Genomic DNA, 17,277 nt, shown 5'->3' on the forward strand with positions numbered 1-17,277 from the left:
GTGCCAACCTTGGTTGGCACTATCTGTCCGCACCCATGAACTCCGCCTTGGCCCAGGAACCTTCGAGTTCCCACTCACACCACGCATGCGGGTACTCGCCAAGCTGCGTTGCCAGCCCCGCCCTGATCGGATTTGCCATCACATACATTGCGTGCCGGAACAGCGATTCATCAGAGCGGATCGCGTGATCGTGATAGCAGGACTGCCAGAAGCGCCCTACCCTGCCCAGTACCCTGTTTGCGTACACCGCCGTACGCGACTTGAAGCGCTTCATGACAACGTCGAGCGATGCCGCGCGCAGCTGCATCAACCAGTGGACGTGATCCGGCATGACCACGTAGGCGATGGAATGGGTCAGACCTTCCAGATCCAGACGCTGGATCTCCTGCATGGCGGTAACCGCAACGGCGTCATTGGCGAACAGAGCCGCCCGGCCATGCACGTTCGTCGTCAGGATGTAGCTCTGGCCGATACTGGAATGACGGCCCAGCAGGAGGCGGGTGCTGTTCATGCAGAAGAGCATGGGCGGGCGCGTGTTCCCTGAACATCGGGAAATCACCTTCCCCCGGGTAGGCCAGTGCCAACCAAGGTTGGCACCCACCACACCAACAGTGCCAACCAAGGTTGGCACCCACCACAGCAGCAGTGCCAACCAAGGTTGGCACCCACCACAACAGCAGTGCCAATCAAGGTTGGCACCCACCACAACAGCAGTGCCAATCAAGGTTGACACCCACCACAACAGCAGTACCAATCAGGGTTGGCACCCACCACACCAACAGTGCCAACCAAGGTTGGCACCCACCACACCAGCAGTGCCAACCGGCGGTTGGCACCCACCAGAGCGATCAACCCAGCAGGGTTTCCAGCACGGCCATGCGCACGGCGACGCCGTTGGCCACCTGGCGCAGTACCCACGACTGCGGGCCGTCGGCCACCTCGTCGGTCACTTCCACGCCGCGGTTGATCGGGCCCGGGTGCAGTACCGCAGCATCCTTGCCGGCGCGCGCCAGGCGTTCGTTGGTCAGCCCGTACTCGGCGTGGTACTGCTCCAGCGACGGCACCAGGCCTTCTTCCATCCGCTCGCGCTGCAGGCGCAGCATCATCAGCGCGTCGACGCCTTCCAGCATGGCGTCGAAATCATCGCCGATCACGCAGCCCTTCAGGGTCTCGTCGTCCGGCAGCAGCGACTGCGGGCCGCATACACGGATCTCGCCCACGCCCAGCGTACGCAGCGCATGCAGGTCGGTGCGGGCCACGCGCGAGTGCTTCACGTCGCCGACAATCACCACCTTCAGCTTCGAGAAGTCCGGGCCCTTGGCCTGGCGCAGGGTCAGCATGTCCAGCAGGCCCTGGGTCGGGTGCGAGCTGCGGCCGTCACCGGCATTGATCAGCGCGGTGCCCTCGCCCGCCGCTTCAGCCAGTGCGGCGACGGCGCCATCATCGGGGTGGCGCACCACGAAACCGCGCACGCCCATCGCTTCCAGGTTGCGCAGGGTGTCGCAGGCGGTTTCGCCCTTGCGCGTGGACGAGGTCGAGGCATCGAAGTTCAGCACGTCGGCACCCAGGCGCTGCGCGGCCAGCTGGAACGAGCTGCGGGTACGCGTGGACGGTTCGAAGAACAGCGTGCATACCGCCGAGCCGGCCAGCACGTGCCGCTTGTTGCCGACGCGGCCGACTGCGGCGTCGCGGATCTGCCCGGCGCGGTCGAGCAGCTGCAGCAGGGTTTCGCGCGGCAGCCCCTCAAGGGTCAACAGGTGGCGCAGGCGTCCGGAGGCATCGATTTGCTGGGCGGTCATGGCGGGAGTCGTGCAGTCAGGGAATGGGGGTGGCGTCGTCCGGCGACGACAGCCAGCGGTCGATGATCACCGCCGCGGCCACGGCGTCGAGGGCGGCCGCATCGCGGCGGCGCTTGCGCCCTTCGGCGCGCTCGACGGCGAAGCGGCGGGCGGCCTCGACCGAGCTGGAACGCTCGTCGATCATCACCACCGGCAGCTTGAAGCGTTCCCGCAGCTGGCGGGCAAAGCCCTGCGCGCGCTTGCGGTTGGGCTGGTTCTGGCCGTCCAGGGTCAGCGGGTCGCCGACCACCAGGCCATCGGGCTTCCATTCCTTGAGCAGGCGTTCGATCGCCGCCCAGTCCGGCCCGTTGCCGTGCACATCGACCACGGCCACGGCGCGTGCATGGGCGGCGAAGGCACTGCCGATCGCCACGCCGATACGCCGCGAGCCGACATCGAAACCCAGAACCGTGCCGTCGCGGCGGATCGCCGCGGCAGCAGACACCGGTGCAGGGGCCGCCGGCTCAGACATGACCGCTGTAGTCGGTCAATCGGAACAGATCCACGCCGATGCGCGAGGCCGCGCCTTGCCAGCGCTGTTCCAGCGGCAGCTGGAACACCAGCTCGGCGTCGGCCGGCACGGTCAGCCAGCTGTTCTCGGCCAGCTCGCTTTCCAGCTGCCCTGCGCCCCAGCCGGCGCAGCCGAGGGTGACCACGGCGTTGGCCGGGCCTTCGCCGCGCGCCATCGCTTCAAGGATGTCGCGCGAGGTGGTCAGGTACAGGCCCTCGCCCACCGTCAGGCTGGAATCCCACGCCCGTGCGTCATCGTGGATGACGAAGCCGCGCTCGGGGTGCACCGGGCCGCCATTGAGCACCATGCGCGCCTGCAGGTCGCCGTCGCCGGTGGTGATGTCCATCTGTGCGAGCACTTCGCCCAGGGTGTATTCGGATGGCTGGTTGACCAGCACGCCCATCGCGCCGTTCTCGTCGTGCTGGCAGATCAGCGCGACGCTGCGGGCGAAGGTCGCGTCGAGCAGCGACGGCAGCGCGACGAGCAGGTGATCGGCAAGGGAGGTCGGCGTTACTGGCATGGCGCCATTCTAGCGGCTGGGCGCGCCGGGCGCCTCCACCCGGCGGTCACGGCGCGCATAATGGCCAGCCCGTACCGCAGGAATTCAACGTGTCCGGCTACTGCCTCATCGCCCCGGGCCATCCGGTGCACGATTACTACCACGCCAACGAGTACGGCTTCCCGCAGCGCGACGAACGCGAGCTGTTCGAACGGCTGGTGCTGGAAATCAACCAGGCCGGCCTGAGCTGGGAGACCATCCTGAAGAAGCGCGAAGGCTTCCGCGCGGCCTATGACGGCTTCGACGTGGACCGCGTGGCGGCCTATGCCGAGCAGGACATCGAACGGCTGCTGTCGGATGCGGGCATCATCCGCAACCGGCTGAAGGTGCTGGCGGCGATCCACAACGCGCAGGTGATCCAGCAGTTGCGGGCCAGCCATGGCAGCTTCGCAGCCTGGCTCGATGCCCACCACCCGCGCAGCAAGGCTGACTGGGTGAAGCTGTTCAAGAAGACCTTCCGTTTCACTGGCGGCGAGATCACCGGCGAGTTCCTGATGAGCCTGGGCTACCTGCCCGGTGCGCACGCCGCGGACTGCCCGGTGCACGCGCGGCTGCTGAAACTGTCGCCACCGTGGTTGCAGGCCGCCCGGTAGTGCCGGCCGCTGGCCGGCAGCCTCGCGAGGCCACAAGTGTTTCCGGCCAACGGCCGGCATTACCGTCAAATCGTCACACGCCCATGTAGCGGCCGGGGCGGTGGTTGAACATCAGCACCAGGCTGAGCACCACTGCGCCGATAGCCGAGTACAGCACCTTCGACGGCGACAACACGAAGAACGCGGCCACCATCAGGCAGGCGTCGTAGGACATCTGCACCTTGCCCGCGCTCCAGCCGCGGGTGCGCTGCAGGTACACCGCCAGGATGCCGATGCCGCCGAGGCTGGCACGATGGCGGATGAAGAACAGGATGCCCAGGCCGGACAAGGCGCCGCCGACGATGGCCGAGTACAGCGGGTGGATATGCGAGAAATCGATCCAGCGCGGCAGCAGGTCGGTCAGCACGCCGCAGGCGGTGACCGCGGCAAAGGTCTTCAGGGTGAACTCCCAGCCCATGCGTCGCAGCGCCACCCAGTAAAAGGGCAGATTGACCAGTACGAACACCACGCCGAAGTTCCAGTCCAGCGCGTAGTGCAGCAGGAAGGCCATGCCAGCCATGCCGCCGATCATCAGCCCACTCTTGGCGAAGATGGCCAGGCCCAGAGAGGCCACCATCGTGGCCAGCACCATGCCCTGCACGTCCTCGGCGATCGAGTGCCTCAGTGCAGTTTCGTCGGCGGTGGTACCGGCACTGTCGGGCGGCGGGGTCAGCGGACCGGCGGTGACCAGGTGGCCGTCAGCGTCGTCGCACGGCGCGGGGCCATGGGATTCAAGGGACATGCGGGTGGGGGAACAACGGGTGGGGAGCGGTATTAGACACGATCTGCATGACAGTTGCAGATGAAATCGTTCAGCTGAAGGCGCTCCACCCTGCCCCCGACCCGCTGCTGGTCAGCCCTTGCCAGCCAGATGGTGCGCCACCAGCGCGTTGGCGTGGCCATGGCCCAGCCCGTGCTCACTCTTCAGGAAGCTGACCAGTTCCATGTGCTTCAGGCCCTTCCTGCCCGCCAGCAACCCGAACCAGTGCGCTACCGGCTGGCCGTAGGTCTTCTCGATGGACGGAAAATACGAAGCCGGGCCCTTGGGCTTTTCAGTGCTCATGCGAAAGCTCCTTGCGTTGGATGTACCGGTACGACGAGCCGGGGCGCCGGAAATCGACAGCCCCGTTCAATCCGTGGGCCTTATCATCCTGTCATGCCCCGCGAGAACCTCAACGACCTGCAGGCCTTCGTCCACGTCGCCCGCGAGGGCAGCTTCACCAGGGCCGCCGCCCAGCTCGGCGTCTCCCAGTCCGCGCTCAGTCATGCCATGCGCGGCCTGGAACAGCGCCTGGGTGTGCGCCTGCTGACCCGCACCACCCGCAGCGTGTCCACCACCGAAGCCGGCGCCCACCTGCTGGAGACGCTCGCCCCGCGCCTGGCCGAGATCGAGGACGGGCTGGCCGCACTGGCCGAGTACCGCGAACGACCGGCTGGCACCATCCGCATCAACGCCACCGGGCATGCCGCCGAGTACATCGCCTGGCCGCGGCTGGCACCGTTGCTGCAGCAGTATCCGGAGCTGAAGATGGAATTGGCTGCCGACTACGGGCTGGCCGACATCGTTGCCGAGCGCTACGACATCGGCATCCGCCTGGGTGAGCGCCTGGCACGCGACATGGTCGCGGTGCCGATCAGCCCGCCGCTGCGCATGCGCGTAGTCGGTGCGCCCGCCTACTTCCGCCAGCACGTGGTACCGCAGCATCCGCACGACCTGGCCGAGCATAACTGCGTGACCCTGCGCCTGCCCACCCATGGCGGCCTGATGCCGTGGGACTTCGGCCAGGACGGCAACGAACTGAGCGTGCGCGTGAGTGGTCAGTGGATCTTCAACAGCATGGGTATGACCCGCGCCGCCGCGCTGGCCGGCAGCGGCCTGGCCTGGCTGCCGGAAGACCAGGTGCAGCCGATGCTGGACGATGGTCGCCTGCAATCCGTGCTGGACGACTGGTGCCCGCATTTCGATGGCTACTACGCGTATTACCCGTCGCGCCGTCACGTCACCGTGGCGATGCGCACGGTGCTTGATGCATTGCGCGGGCCGATGGGGTGAGGGTCAAGGAGTGCGGACCAACGGTCCGCACCCACCTGGTGATCAGCCCTTGGCCTGCGCGGCGCGCTGCGCGTTGTAGCGCTCGCCGACGATCGACACTTCGTCCAGCGCCTGTGCGATGCGCTGAAGCTCCTCCGGCGCCAGCTGCAGCGCGGCCGCGCCCAGGTTTTCGTCCAGGCGGTGGACCTTGGTGGTGCCCGGGATCGGCACGATCCACGGCGCCTGCGCCAGCAGCCAGGCCAGCGCCACCTGCGCCGGTGTGGCGCCACGTGCCGCGGCAATCGTGCTGATGCGATCGACCAGCGCCTGGTTGGCGCGGCGCGCTTCCACCTTGAAACGCGGCACGGTGTTGCGGAAGTCGTTGGCGTCGAAGGTGGTCTCCGCGCTGATCGCGCCGGTCAGGAAGCCGCGGCCCAGCGGGCTGAACGGTACGAAGCCGATACCCAGTTCCTGCAGGGTCGGCAGCAGTTCGCGCTCGGGCTCGCGCCACCACAGCGAGTACTCGCTCTGCACGGCAGCAACCGGCTGCACCGCATGCGCGCGGCGCACGGTGGCGGCACTGGCCTCGGACAGGCCGAAGTGGCCGACCTTGCCCTCGGCAATCAGGTCACGCACGGTGCCGGCCACATCCTCGATCGGCACGTTCGGGTCGACGCGGTGCTGGTAGAACAGGTCGATGTGGTCGGTGCGCAGGCGCTTGAGGCTGGCCTCGGCCACTGCCCGGATGTTCTCCGGGCGGCTGTCCAGGCCGGTGTCGACGCGCGCATCCTTGAAGCCGAACTTGGTGGCGATCACCAGCGTGTCGCGGTACGGCGCCAACGCCTCCCCGAGCAGATCTTCATTGGTGTACGGGCCGTACACCTCGGCGGTGTCGAAGAAGGTCACACCGCGTTCAACGGCGGCCTGCAGCAGGGCGATGCCCTGGCTGCGCTCGACCGGCTGGCCATAGCCATGGCTCAGGCCCATGCAGCCCAGGCCCAGGGCGGAAACCTTCAGGCCGCTGCGGCCGAGTTCACGTGTCTGCATTGTCGTGCTCCAGAGGGGGAGCGCTGACGATACGCCTGCACGGCCGAAGGATTGAACCGACGGGATGGCAGTCGGTCATGACTGGAATTCATCAATCCAGCCATGACCGGCGCCGGCCGGGTCATCGGATCTCGGAGATCTCCACGCCATCCAGCCCCTGCGACAGGGTGCGCGCGTCGCCGCCCTGGCTGAGCTTGATGCGCAGGCGCACTTCGTTCTGCGAATCGGCGTAGCGCAGTGCGTCCTCGTAGCTGATCTCGCCGGCCTGGTACAGCTCGAACAGGCTCTGGTCGAAGGTCTTCATGCCCAGCTGGACCGAATCCTTCATCACTTCCTTCAGCTTGTGGATCTCGCCGTCGCGGATGTAGTCCTGCACCAGCGGCGTGCCCAGCAGGATCTCCATCGCCACCTTGCGCGAGCGGCCATCGGGCGAAGGAATCAGCTGCTGCGCGACCACGCCCTTGAGGTTCAGCGACAGGTCCATCAGCAGCTGGTTGCGGCGGTCTTCCGGGAAGAAGTTGACGATGCGGTCCATCGCCTGGTTGGCGTTGTTGGCATGCAGGGTGCACAGCACCAGGTGGCCGGTTTCGGCAAACGCGATGGCGTGGTCCATGCCTTCGCGGGTACGCACCTCGCCGATCATGATCACGTCCGGCGCCTGGCGCAGGGTGTTCTTCAGCGCGGCTTCCCAGCTGTCGGTATCGATGCCGACTTCGCGCTGGGTGATGATGCAGCCCTCGTGCTTGTGCACGAACTCGATCGGGTCTTCGATGGTGATGATGTGGCCGGTGGAGTTCTGGTTGCGGTAACCGATCATCGCTGCCAGCGAGGTCGATTTACCGGTACCAGTAGCGCCGACGAACAGGATGATGCCGCGCTTGGTCATCGCCAGCGTCTTGATGATCGGCGGCAGGCTCAGCTCTTCCACGGTCGGAATGCGCGTCTCGATGCGGCGCAGCACCATGCCGACCTGGTTGCGCTGGTAGAAGCAGCTGACGCGGAAGCGGCCGACACCGGACAGGCCGATGGCGAAGTTGCACTCGTGGGTCTTCTCGAATTCCTCGCGCTGCGCCGGGGTCATCACGTTGAGCACCAGGTCGCGGCTCTGCTGCGGCGTGAGCGGGGTCTGGGTGATCGGCGAGATCTTGCCGTTGACCTTCATCGCCGGCGGCATGCCGGCGGTGATGAACAGGTCCGAGGCGCGCTGGTGCGCCATCAGCTTGAGGAACGAAGTGAAATCGATGGTGGTCGCGGTGGTATTCACGGCGGGCTCCCAATGGGGCATGTACCAGGAAACGGTCGATGGTGGAAACGGCACGCAACGGCGGCGCAGTGGCGCACGCCGCCCCGTTGCTGCCCCGCCTTACTCGAACAGGCGCTTGTCCTTGGCGTAGTCGCGGGCCTGGTTGCGGGTGATCAGGCTGCGCTTGACCAGGTCCTGCAGGTGCTGGTCCAGGGTCATCATGCCGTACTGCTGGCCGGTCTGGATGGCCGAGTACATCTGCGCGACCTTGTCCTCACGGATCAGGTTGCGGATAGCCGGGGTGCCGACCATGATTTCCCAGGCTGCGGTACGACCGCCGCCCACCTTCTTCAGCAGTGCCTGCGAGATCACCGCACGCAGCGACTCGGACAGCATCGAGCGCACCATCGGCTTTTCGCCGGCCGGGAACACGTCGATGATGCGGTCGATGGTCTTGGCCGCCGAACTGGTATGCAGGGTGCCGAACACCAGGTGGCCGGTTTCCGCCGCGGTCAGCGCCAGGCGGATGGTTTCCAGGTCGCGCAACTCGCCGACCAGGATGATGTCCGGATCCTCACGCAGCGCCGAGCGCAGTGCTTCGTTGAAGCCATGCGTGTCGCGGTGCACTTCGCGCTGGTTGATCAGGCACTTCTGCGAGGTGTGCACGAATTCGATCGGATCCTCGACGGTGAGGATGTGGCCGTATTCGTTCTTGTTGATGTAGTCGATCATCGCCGCCAGCGTGGTCGACTTGCCCGAGCCGGTCGGGCCGGTCACCAGGATCAGGCCCTGCGGCTGCTGGATCACCTCGCGGAACAGCGGCGGGCAGGCCAGGTCTTCCAGGGTCAGCACTTCGGACGGGATGGTACGGAACACCGCACCGGCGCCGCGGTTCTGGTTGAACGCATTCACACGGAAGCGCGCCAGCGACGGAATCTCGAAGGAGAAGTCCACTTCGAGGAATTCCTCGTAATCGCGGCGCTGCTTGTCGGACATGATGTCGTACACCAGCGCGTGGACCTGCTTGTGGTCCAGGGCTGGGATGTTGATCCGGCGCACGTCGCCGTCCACGCGGATCATCGGCGGCAGGCCTGCGGACAGGTGCAGGTCGGACGCTTTGTTTTTTACGGAAAACGCCAGCAGTTCGGCGATATCCATGAGCGGCTACTCCCCAATAACGGCTTCGACTGGAAGGATCTTTCCCCGGGCGGCAGTATAGCCTCCTGATTCAACGGAACGCGTTACGTGGCCACTCCCCTGCCCCAGATCCTGAGCAACCTGCACGCGGCCGCCGAGGCCGCTGGCAGGCCCGACCCACGCCTGCTGGCGGTGTCCAAGACCCAGCCGGCCGAGGCCGTGGCTGCGCTGGCCGCACAGGGCCAGCATGCCTTCGGCGAGAACTACGTGCAGGAAGCGCTGGCCAAGATGCAGGCGCTGCAGCACCTGGCGCTGGAATGGCACCTGATCGGCCACCTGCAGTCGAACAAGGCCGAGGCTGTGGCCAGCCATTTCGACTGGGTGCAGAGCGTGGACCGTCCCAAGCTGGTGACCGCGCTGGCACGCCATCGCCCGGCCACGCGCGGCCCGCTGAACGTACTGATCCAGGTCAACATCGACGACGAATCCAGCAAGCACGGCTGCACGCCGGACGAGGTCGATGCACTGGCTGCCGCGATTGCCGCCGAGCCCGGCCTGCGCCTGCGCGGCCTGATGGCGATTCCCGCGCCGTGGCCTGACGCCGGGCGACGCCGCGACGCATTCGTGCGCATGCGCACACTTTTCCAGGCGCTGGCGGCCCAGCACGCTCAGGTCGACACCCTGTCGATGGGCATGAGCAGCGATTACGCCGAGGCCATCGCCGAGGGTGCCACCCTGGTGCGCATCGGCACCGCCCTGTTCGGCGCCCGCCCGCGCCCGGCCTGATTTTCCAAGGAGACTTCCATGGCAGCTGATTCCATCACCTTCATCGGCGGCGGCAACATGGCCCGCAGCCTGATCGCCGGCCTGATCCGCCAGGGCGTGCCTGCCGCACACATCCACGTGGCCGAACCGGTTGCAGCACTGCGCGAGTCACTGGCGGCGGACTTCGGCGTGCAGGTGCACGACAACGCCGCCGATGCGGCCGCACAGGGCCGCACCTGGCTGCTGGCGGTGAAGCCGCAGGTGCTGCGCGATGTCTGCCAGTCGTTGCAGGCGCTGGCACAGGCCGACCGCCCGCTGGTGGTGTCGATCGCCGCCGGCATCACCAGCGCGCAGCTGGAGCGCTGGCTGGGCGGCGACCTGGCAGTCGTGCGCGCGATGCCCAACACCCCCGCCCTGCTCGGCGCCGGTGTGACCGGCCTGTATGCGACGCCGTCGGTGGATGCGCAGCAGCACGCGCGCGCCGAACAGGTGCTGGCCAGTGCCGGGCGCACGGTATGGATCGACAGCGAAACGCTGATGGATTCGGTCACCGCCGTTTCAGGCAGCGGGCCGGCCTATGTATTCCTGCTGGCCGAAGCGATGGAAGCGGCGGGCATCGCCCAGGGCCTGCCGGCCGACGCCGCGCGTGCGCTGGTGGTGCAGACCCTGCTGGGGGCATCGCGCATGCTGGATGAAGCCGGCGAAAGCCCGGCCGAACTGCGCCGCCGCGTGACTTCGCCGAACGGCACCACCCAGGCGGCGATCGAGAGCTTCCAGGCTGGTGGATTCGAGGCGCTGGTGGACAAGGCGCTGCGCGCCGCGCAGGTGCGCGGGCAGGAATTGTCTGCGGCGAATGATTGATCTCGATGTGTGCCGACCACCGGTCGGCACCCACCGTCATCATTGCCCCAATGTGGTCATGACGAAATCGACGAAACACTGCAACCGTGGGCGCGGCCTGCGGTCAGGCAGGTAGATCAGGTGCATCGGCCGCGGTTCGGGCAGATAGTCGCGCAGCAGCGGCTTCAATCGCCCGGCCGCGATTTCACCTGCCAGCAGTGCCGTCGGCTGCAGCACCAGCCCCGCACCGGCCACTGCGGCTTCGCGCAGTGCAACGCCATCATTGCAGGTCAACCGCGCTTCCCAATCCACCTGTTCGCCGTTGGCCAGCTGCCAGCCATGGCCACCGCGCCAGGCCAGATGGCTCAGGCAGTCATGCTCTTGCAGATCCGCGGGCGTGCGCGGCGTGCCGCGCCGGCGCAGATACGACGGCGCCGCGCACAGGCTCATCGCATACGGCGGCAACGGCCGTGCCACCACCTCCTGCGACGGCAGCGGCCCGACCCGGATCGCCACGTCGAATCCATCCTCGATCAGGTCCACGCGGCGGTTGCTCAGGTCCAGCTCGATGTTCAACTGTGGCTGCGCACGCAGCAGGGCAGCCAGATGCGGTGCCAGCACGCAGCTGCCCCAGGTACTCGGCGCGCTGACCCGCAGCAGGCCACGTGGCTGCACCTGCAGGCCCGCCACATCGGCTTCGGCCTGCTGCACCTGTTCCAGCACCTGCCGGCACCCGGCCAGGTAGGCGCTGCCGGCTTCGGTCAGGCGCTGGCGGCGGGTGTTCCGTTGCAGCAGCGCAGTGCCCAGGTGCGCCTCCAGCTGCTGGATGTACTTGCCGACCATCACCGCCGACACCTGCAATTGTTCAGCGGCGCAGGTAAAGCTGCCGCGTTCGGCCACGGCGACGAAGGCCTGCATGCAGCGAAGCGTATCCATTACCAACCCCAGGTTAGGAATCTGCGAAGCATACGCCACTTACCTAACCATGCCATGAGCGCGCAGACTGCACTCATTCCCCCTCTCGCAAGGAACGGCCATGAAGATCCTCCTCGTCGGTGCCAGCGGCACCCTCGGCCAGGCAGTCGCCCGCCAGCTCGGCCAGCAGCACCAGATCCTCGCCGCCGGCCGCCACAGCGGCGAACTGCGGGTCGACCTGACCGACGACGCCAGCGTTGCCGAACTGTTCGCCCGCACCGGCCCGGTCGATGCGGTGATCTCCACCGCCGGCAAGCTGCACTTCGGCCCGCTGCAGGAGATGACACCCGAGCAGTTCAACATCGGCCTGCAGGACAAGCTGCTGGGCCAGGTGCGGCTCGCCCTGGCCGCGCAGCACCATCTGAACGCCGGCGGTTCGATCACCCTGACCAGCGGCATCGTCAGCGCCCAGCCGATCCGCGACGGTGCCAACGCCACCTCGGTGAACGCCGCGCTGGAAGGCTTCGTGCGCGCGGCCGCGCTGGAGCTGCTGCCGCGCGGCCTGCGCATCAACGTGGTCAGCCCGAACGTACTGATTGAATCGATGGCGGCCTACGGCCCCTACTTCCCCGGCTTCGAAGCGGTGAGCGCACAGCGCGCGGCACTGGCCTTCCAGCGCGCGGTGGAAGGCATCCAGAGCGGCGAAACGATCACCGTCTGGTAACACGCGTGCCGACCAAGGTCGGCACCTACTCCGTTCCGTTTGTCATTCCCAGCGCATCGGGCCGTCGCCGCGTTCGCCGAGGATGTCTTCCGGGTTGGCCAGCCGGCAGCGCTTCAGCGACAGGCAGCCGCAGCCGATGCAACCGGTCAGTTCATCGCGCAGCAGCTGCAGCATGTGGATGCGCGCTTCCAGCTCGGTGCGCCAGCGCGCTGACAGCTTGGCCCAGTCGGCCTTGGTCGGCGCACGGCCTTCGGGCAGGCTCTCGAAGGCACGGCCCACCGCTTCCAGTGGCATGCCCACGCGCTGTGCCACGCGGATCACCGCCAGCCGGCGCAGCACGTCACGGCTGTAGCGGCGCTGGTTGCCGGAGGTGCGCAGGCTGCTGATCAGCCCCTTGCGTTCGTAGAAGTGCAACGCGGAAACCGCTACGCCACTGCGTTGGGAGACTTCACCAACGCTCAGTTCCTGGGACGCCATCACTTGACCTCAACTGCAGTTGAGGTGTCATGCTGCTATCTTCGCCGCCGGTTGACAAGCGCGGCCCGCAGCCCATCTGTATGACTACCATGCTCTCCCCTGCCGATACCCCTGTGCCGGCCGATACTTCGATCCTGTCCCCCCGCTACCGCGCCACCACCATCGGCATGGTCGCGCTGGTGGCGCTGCACGCCTTCGAGGCGCTGGCCGTGGCCGCCGCGATGCCCACCGTGGCAGAAGCGCTCGATGGCCTGCGCCTGTATGCGCTGGCGTTCGGCGGCACCCTGGCCACCAGTGTGATCGGCATGACCCTGGCCGGGCGCTGGGCTGATCGCTATGGACCGGCGCGACCGCTGTGGTACGGCCTGGCCTGCTTCGTGCTGGGCCTGCTGCTGGCCGGCTTCGCGATGCGCATGGGCATGCTGGTCGCCGGGCGCCTGCTGCAGGGGCTGGGTGCAGGCGCGATCTCGGTTTCACTGTATGTGATGGTCGGCCGCAGCTACCCCGAGCACCTGCGGCCGAAAGTCTTCGCGGCCTTCTCCGCAGGCTGGGTGGTGCCGTCGATGATCGGCCCGGCGCTGAGCGGGCTGATCGTGCAGCATCTGGGCTGGCGCTGGGTGTTCCTGGCAGTGCCGCTGCTGGCGATACCGGCAGCTCTCCTGCTGCGCCCGGCACTGGCGCGCATGCAGTCCACCGCGGTCGGCGACAGCGACGATGGACGTGGCAACGTGGTGCGTTGGGCCAGCGGGGCCTCGCTGGCTGCGCTGCTGTTGTATTTCGGCGGCCAGCAGCAGGGCCTGCCGGCGCTGCTCTGCATCGGCGCGGCGATGCTGGCGCTGCTGTTCTGCGTGCACCGCCTGCTTCCGGCCGGAACGTTGGTGCTGCGCCGTGGCCTGCCCAGTGTGATCGCGCTGCGTGGCATCGCCGCTGCGGCCTTCTTCGCCTGCGAGGCCTATCTGCCGCTGCTGCTGCAACGCGAGCGCGGGCTCTCGCCCAGCTGGGCCGGTGCGGTGCTCAGCCTCGGCGCGCTGGGCTGGTTTGCCGGCTCATGGCTGCAGGGCCACCAGCAGCGCGGCTGGTCACGCCAGCAGCTGCTGCGCGTGGGCACGGTGATGATGACGGTCGGCATCGTCGCCACGCTGGCGGTGCTGTTCAGCGGGGTGCCATTGCCGGTATCGCTGGTCGGCTGGGCCATGACCGGCTTCGGCATGGGCATGATCTACGCCAGCCTGTCGGTGCTGACGCTTTCGCTGTCGGCGCCGCATGAACAGGGCGCCAACACCTCGGCCCTGCAGCTGAGCGAAGCGTTGTCGGTAACCACCGCGCTGGCGGTGTCCGGTGCGCTGTTCGCGCTGTTCGTGGAAACCGCACCGCATACCGGTTATGTCCTGTGCCTGGCGATCACCTGCGGGCTGGCGGTGCTGGCGACGGTAATCGCGCGACGGGTGTAGGCCACCGGGATTCCGGTAGTGCCGGCCGCTGGCCGGCAGCTTTCACGCACACAGGAATGCCGTGATGTTGCCGGCCAGCGGCCGGCACTACCTGCTATCGGTGCCTACGTCATCGATGTCCCGGTGCAGGATGCGCCGCACTTCCAGCACCGCCTGCGGGGTCTCCTGCACGCTGTGGCCGGAGATGATCACCTTCTCCGACAGCGCGCCCGGCAGGTGTGCGCTCCAGTACGGCACCAGCCCGTCATCGGACTTCTCCACCGGAAGCTCCGGTTTGCGCTGGGCGATGATCGAGTGGTATTTCAGGCCGGTCTCGATCGGCAGCTGCGCGGCCGCCTTCACGAATGGATCGCTGGCCTTGAGGTTGTCGATGCTGTTGGGAATCTTCGGCTTGGCGGTGCCATCGACCTGCTGCTCGGCCTGCGCCAGCGCCATGAACACATCCTCGAACTTGCCGAGAATCGTCAGCGGCAAGCGCACCAGCCGGCCGATCAGGCGGCCGACCTTGTTGCCGGCGATATCGGTGCCCTGATGCGGTGCGGCGATGAAGATCGCGCGCTCCACGTTCGGTTGCGCCTTGAAATGCAGCAGCGGCCCCAGCTTGGCCTGCACGCGCTTCAGGCGCTCTCCCTTCAGGTCGTAGTTGGCCAGCAGGTCATTCCACAGCACATCGCCTGAATCACTGACCAGCAGGCGCGCCAGCACGCCGCCCATGCTGTGCCCGATGTAGACCATGTCTTTCGATGCCCGCGTGCTGCCATCGGGGTCGAAGTGCTTCAGCGTGTCATTGAACGCATTGGCGATCTCATAGCGGTTCAGCGCGATCGGTGCATTGGTCGGGTAATAGACCTGCCACACCTGGAACTGCTGGCGCAGCTCGGGGTCACCCATGATCTCGTTGGCCAGGTTCACCCAGGCCTCCGGGCTGCTGGCCAGGCCATGCAGCATGAAGATGATGCGGCGGTTCGGGTCCCACGGCTGCATCAGGTAGATGTGCGGCTCGCCGATGCCCTCGCTCATGCCGAACAGGGTGCGCAGCGATTGCCGGGCGAAGCCGCTCTGCGCCAGCCACAGGCCATAGGCGGCGGTGAAATTACCGGCCAACGGCACCTGCTCGCCGTGCAGGGTGATGCGCTCGGTGGCTTCCGGCGAGTAGGCATCCAGCTCGACCCGGCGCGTGCGCATCACGTCGTCCAGGCTGCTGCCCTCGAAGCGCAGCAGCGCGGTGACGTTGATCGAGGACATTTCGCTGAACTCGGGCACCGTATCGTCATGGCGATGGCGGCGGCCCCGGTGCGCATCGCCTTCGTCGTCCTGCGTCGTCTCGGCCTTCGGGCCGTCCGGCGCGATCACCGGCGCAACCAGTTTCGGCGGGTCCATCACCATCACCAGCTCGGCGCCGAAACCATCGCGACGGTAGGTGCTGCGCAGGCCAACGAAGCTGACCGTGCCGGCCGGCACCAGCTGCGCCGGGATGCTCTTCAGGTTCAACTGCTGGTAGTTGGAGGCCAGCGACCAGCTGCCGACCGAGACCGGCTTCGTATAGTCCTCGCCGGCGAGTGCCGCCGCACGCGCGCGCACGAACAGTACCACCGCCGCCTTTTCGGCTGCGTAGTTGTAGTAGTCGCGCACCTGCGTCTGCCGGTCCTCGAAGGCGCGGTCAGACGGCGAACGACCACTGTAGAACAGGTAGGCATAGGCGTAACGGGCCGCTTCCAGCCAGGCGTCGAGTGCGGCATCGCTCATCGGCGGATCGCCGGCCGCGGTCTTCTTCGGGGTCAGCGCCAGTGCCGCCTTCACCCACAGTTCGGACAGCGCCGACAGCCGCTGTTCTACGTTGAGATCATCGGTCATCAGCAGCGTGCTGCGGCAGACCAGGAAGTCCTTCTCGCACTGCGATTCGTCCAGCCCTGCCGCGCTGAGCGTCTCGCGCGCGGCCGGGCTGAGCTTGCCGGTGTTGAGCACGTCGGCGCGCTTGTTGACCAGCGAATCACTGGACGTGACCTGCTTGACGGTAACCATCGCGCAGCCGCTGCTGCCCAGCAGCAGGAAGGCGGCGAACAACACCGGCAGCAGGCGCTGCCAGCGGGACGGGGGGCGTTGGGTCATTACTGCGGGTCCTGCTCGGTGCCGGGCACGCCCTGGCGGATTACGGTGGAGAAATGCTCGCCGTCACCCAGGTCCAGCGCACGCTGGGTGATACGGCCCTTGTCGTGCAGCTCGGCGTACGGCACGCCCGGGGTGAGCGCACCGACCTCCTGCGCGTACTCGGCCAGATAGCCCGACAGCAGCAGGCGATAGTCCAGCGGCAGTCGCGGTGCGATGTGGCGGGCCAGGTCGAAGACGATGGTGGTGCAGTTGCTGGTCAGCGTGTTGTAGAAGCCCGGCTTCGCATCCAGTTCGCGCGCCTGCTCGATGTAGGCCGCGAACAGCTCCTTCAGCTGCATGCGGTCCATGCCGTGCAGGCGGTACAGATAGACATCCTCGCCGCGCGCATTGGTGCGGGTGCGGATGATGTCGGTCTCCTCGGAGGCCACCAGGGTCATCTCGAACTTGCGGAAGAAGCCGCCCAGCGCCGAGAACGATTCACCGCGCTCCTTGCGGATCTCCAGCGAGAACACCACGTGGCGCCCATCCTCGAAGCCGAACGAGATCAGCGTGTGGGCGATTGCCGGGCCCATCCAGTACGACAGCACCAGATCGGCCGAACGCAGCTGGTCCAGGTCGTACTCGCGGCGCACCCAGCGCGCGTCATAGTCGGTTTCGCTGCGCCAGGTGAAATCACGGACGTTGTCGAGCACCACATGGCGCCCATCGAACGACACCACGTGCAGGCGCTGGGCCACGTCATCGGCCCACACGCGGTCCTGGCGCGGCGTCAGCAGCAGCCACCACAGCGCGGCCAGCGCCAGCGATGCGCCGAACGCCAGGCCCAGCCGGCGATTGCCTCGGCCGCGTGCGACCCGCCACGATGCCCACAGCGCAACCAGTAGCCACAGCAGGGCCACACTGGTCGCCAACCAACCCGGCCCCGGCAACTGGTAGGCCAGCAGGCCGGTCACCCACAGCGCCGCCAGCGCCATGGCACTTCCTGTCATCCAACGTC

General features: G+C 67.1%; 19 protein-coding genes. 6 read left to right on the forward strand and 13 right to left on the reverse strand.

Annotation, left to right across the window (positions count from 1 at the left end):
- Positions 1 to 19: 19 nt before the first annotated feature.
- The 4 genes from SSKA14_RS19355 to SSKA14_RS19370 all read right to left on the reverse strand — a co-directional run bounded on the left by SSKA14_RS19355 (position 20) and on the right by SSKA14_RS19370 (position 2,869).
- The gene (locus SSKA14_RS19355) at positions 20 to 511 is read right to left on the reverse strand and encodes a transposase (protein WP_008265768.1); all 492 of its coding nucleotides are present in this window, start codon (positions 509 to 511) and stop codon (positions 20 to 22) included.
- Positions 512 to 848: 337 nt separating this feature from the next.
- Entirely contained in the window at positions 849 to 1,799 is a 951-nt protein-coding gene (locus SSKA14_RS19360) for an aspartate carbamoyltransferase catalytic subunit (RefSeq protein WP_008265369.1), read from the reverse strand.
- 16 nt (positions 1,800 to 1,815) lie between these two features.
- Complete coding sequence (gene ruvX, locus SSKA14_RS19365; protein ID WP_008267119.1) at positions 1,816 to 2,283, reverse strand: Holliday junction resolvase RuvX; 468 nt, start codon at positions 2,281 to 2,283, stop codon at positions 1,816 to 1,818.
- Between the two features lie 19 nt (positions 2,284 to 2,302).
- On the reverse strand, positions 2,303 to 2,869 hold the full coding sequence (locus SSKA14_RS19370; RefSeq protein ID WP_006422622.1) for a YqgE/AlgH family protein: 567 nt from the start codon (positions 2,867 to 2,869) through the stop codon (positions 2,303 to 2,305).
- Positions 2,870 to 2,958: 89 nt separating this feature from the next.
- Here SSKA14_RS19370 and SSKA14_RS19375 point away from each other — a divergent pair, with 89 nt between their 5' ends.
- Positions 2,959 to 3,501, forward strand: coding sequence for a DNA-3-methyladenine glycosylase I (locus SSKA14_RS19375; protein ID WP_008266946.1), 543 nt, complete (start codon positions 2,959 to 2,961; stop codon positions 3,499 to 3,501).
- A gap of 73 nt (positions 3,502 to 3,574) precedes the next feature.
- Here SSKA14_RS19375 and SSKA14_RS19380 read toward each other — a convergent pair whose 3' ends face one another.
- Together SSKA14_RS19380 and SSKA14_RS19385 are read right to left on the reverse strand one after the other, a co-directional pair.
- A complete protein-coding gene (locus SSKA14_RS19380) occupies positions 3,575 to 4,282 on the reverse strand; it encodes a YitT family protein (protein WP_008266805.1) in 708 nt (235 codons plus the stop codon).
- A 111-nt stretch (positions 4,283 to 4,393) separates the two neighbouring features.
- The gene (locus SSKA14_RS19385; protein ID WP_008264652.1) at positions 4,394 to 4,603 is read right to left on the reverse strand and encodes a DUF4287 domain-containing protein; all 210 of its coding nucleotides are present in this window, start codon (positions 4,601 to 4,603) and stop codon (positions 4,394 to 4,396) included.
- Positions 4,604 to 4,696: 93 nt separating this feature from the next.
- Between SSKA14_RS19385 and SSKA14_RS19390 the strand changes: the two genes are divergently transcribed.
- Complete coding sequence (locus tag SSKA14_RS19390; RefSeq protein WP_008266814.1) at positions 4,697 to 5,593, forward strand: LysR family transcriptional regulator; 897 nt, start codon at positions 4,697 to 4,699, stop codon at positions 5,591 to 5,593.
- 42 nt (positions 5,594 to 5,635) lie between these two features.
- Here the strand turns inward: SSKA14_RS19390 and SSKA14_RS19395 are convergent, their stop codons facing one another.
- From SSKA14_RS19395 to SSKA14_RS19405, 3 genes are all read right to left on the reverse strand, one after another.
- A complete protein-coding gene (locus SSKA14_RS19395) occupies positions 5,636 to 6,619 on the reverse strand; it encodes an aldo/keto reductase (protein WP_008265600.1) in 984 nt (327 codons plus the stop codon).
- A 121-nt stretch (positions 6,620 to 6,740) separates the two neighbouring features.
- Positions 6,741 to 7,883: a PilT/PilU family type 4a pilus ATPase gene (locus SSKA14_RS19400; RefSeq protein ID WP_006422552.1), complete on the reverse strand. Its 1,143-nt coding sequence runs from the start codon at positions 7,881 to 7,883 to the stop codon at positions 6,741 to 6,743.
- A 99-nt stretch (positions 7,884 to 7,982) separates the two neighbouring features.
- Positions 7,983 to 9,020, reverse strand: coding sequence for a type IV pilus twitching motility protein PilT (locus SSKA14_RS19405; protein ID WP_006422551.1), 1,038 nt, complete (start codon positions 9,018 to 9,020; stop codon positions 7,983 to 7,985).
- A gap of 87 nt (positions 9,021 to 9,107) precedes the next feature.
- Between SSKA14_RS19405 and SSKA14_RS19410 the strand changes: the two genes are divergently transcribed.
- Positions 9,108 to 9,785, forward strand: a complete 678-nt coding sequence (locus SSKA14_RS19410; protein ID WP_008266094.1) for a YggS family pyridoxal phosphate-dependent enzyme — start codon at positions 9,108 to 9,110, stop codon at positions 9,783 to 9,785.
- Positions 9,786 to 9,803: 18 nt separating this feature from the next.
- Entirely contained in the window at positions 9,804 to 10,625 is an 822-nt protein-coding gene (gene proC, locus SSKA14_RS19415; RefSeq protein WP_008264785.1) for a pyrroline-5-carboxylate reductase, read from the forward strand.
- Between the two features lie 39 nt (positions 10,626 to 10,664).
- Here proC and SSKA14_RS19420 read toward each other — a convergent pair whose 3' ends face one another.
- Positions 10,665 to 11,540, reverse strand: a complete 876-nt coding sequence (locus SSKA14_RS19420; protein WP_040008634.1) for a LysR family transcriptional regulator — start codon at positions 11,538 to 11,540, stop codon at positions 10,665 to 10,667.
- 100 nt (positions 11,541 to 11,640) lie between these two features.
- Here SSKA14_RS19420 and SSKA14_RS19425 point away from each other — a divergent pair, with 100 nt between their 5' ends.
- A complete protein-coding gene (locus tag SSKA14_RS19425) occupies positions 11,641 to 12,243 on the forward strand; it encodes a short chain dehydrogenase (protein WP_008266431.1) in 603 nt (200 codons plus the stop codon).
- Between the two features lie 42 nt (positions 12,244 to 12,285).
- Here SSKA14_RS19425 and soxR read toward each other — a convergent pair whose 3' ends face one another.
- Entirely contained in the window at positions 12,286 to 12,720 is a 435-nt protein-coding gene (gene soxR, locus SSKA14_RS19430) for a redox-sensitive transcriptional activator SoxR (protein WP_008267329.1), read from the reverse strand.
- A gap of 29 nt (positions 12,721 to 12,749) precedes the next feature.
- Here soxR and SSKA14_RS19435 point away from each other — a divergent pair, with 29 nt between their 5' ends.
- Positions 12,750 to 14,171, forward strand: a complete 1,422-nt coding sequence (locus tag SSKA14_RS19435; protein ID WP_040008637.1) for an MFS transporter — start codon at positions 12,750 to 12,752, stop codon at positions 14,169 to 14,171.
- An 87-nt stretch (positions 14,172 to 14,258) separates the two neighbouring features.
- Here the strand turns inward: SSKA14_RS19435 and SSKA14_RS19440 are convergent, their stop codons facing one another.
- Both SSKA14_RS19440 and SSKA14_RS19445 read right to left on the reverse strand, forming a co-directional pair.
- Positions 14,259 to 16,280: an alpha/beta hydrolase gene (locus tag SSKA14_RS19440; RefSeq protein WP_008264447.1), complete on the reverse strand. Its 2,022-nt coding sequence runs from the start codon at positions 16,278 to 16,280 to the stop codon at positions 14,259 to 14,261.
- Entirely contained in the window at positions 16,280 to 17,254 is a 975-nt protein-coding gene (locus SSKA14_RS19445; RefSeq protein WP_008268013.1) for a DUF4105 domain-containing protein, read from the reverse strand. The genes SSKA14_RS19440 and SSKA14_RS19445 overlap by 1 nt, the downstream gene beginning before the upstream one ends.
- Positions 17,255 to 17,277: the final 23 nt, after the last annotated feature.

Source organism: Stenotrophomonas sp. SKA14, from assembly GCF_000158575.1.
Lineage (GTDB): Bacteria > Pseudomonadota > Gammaproteobacteria > Xanthomonadales > Xanthomonadaceae > Stenotrophomonas > Stenotrophomonas forensis.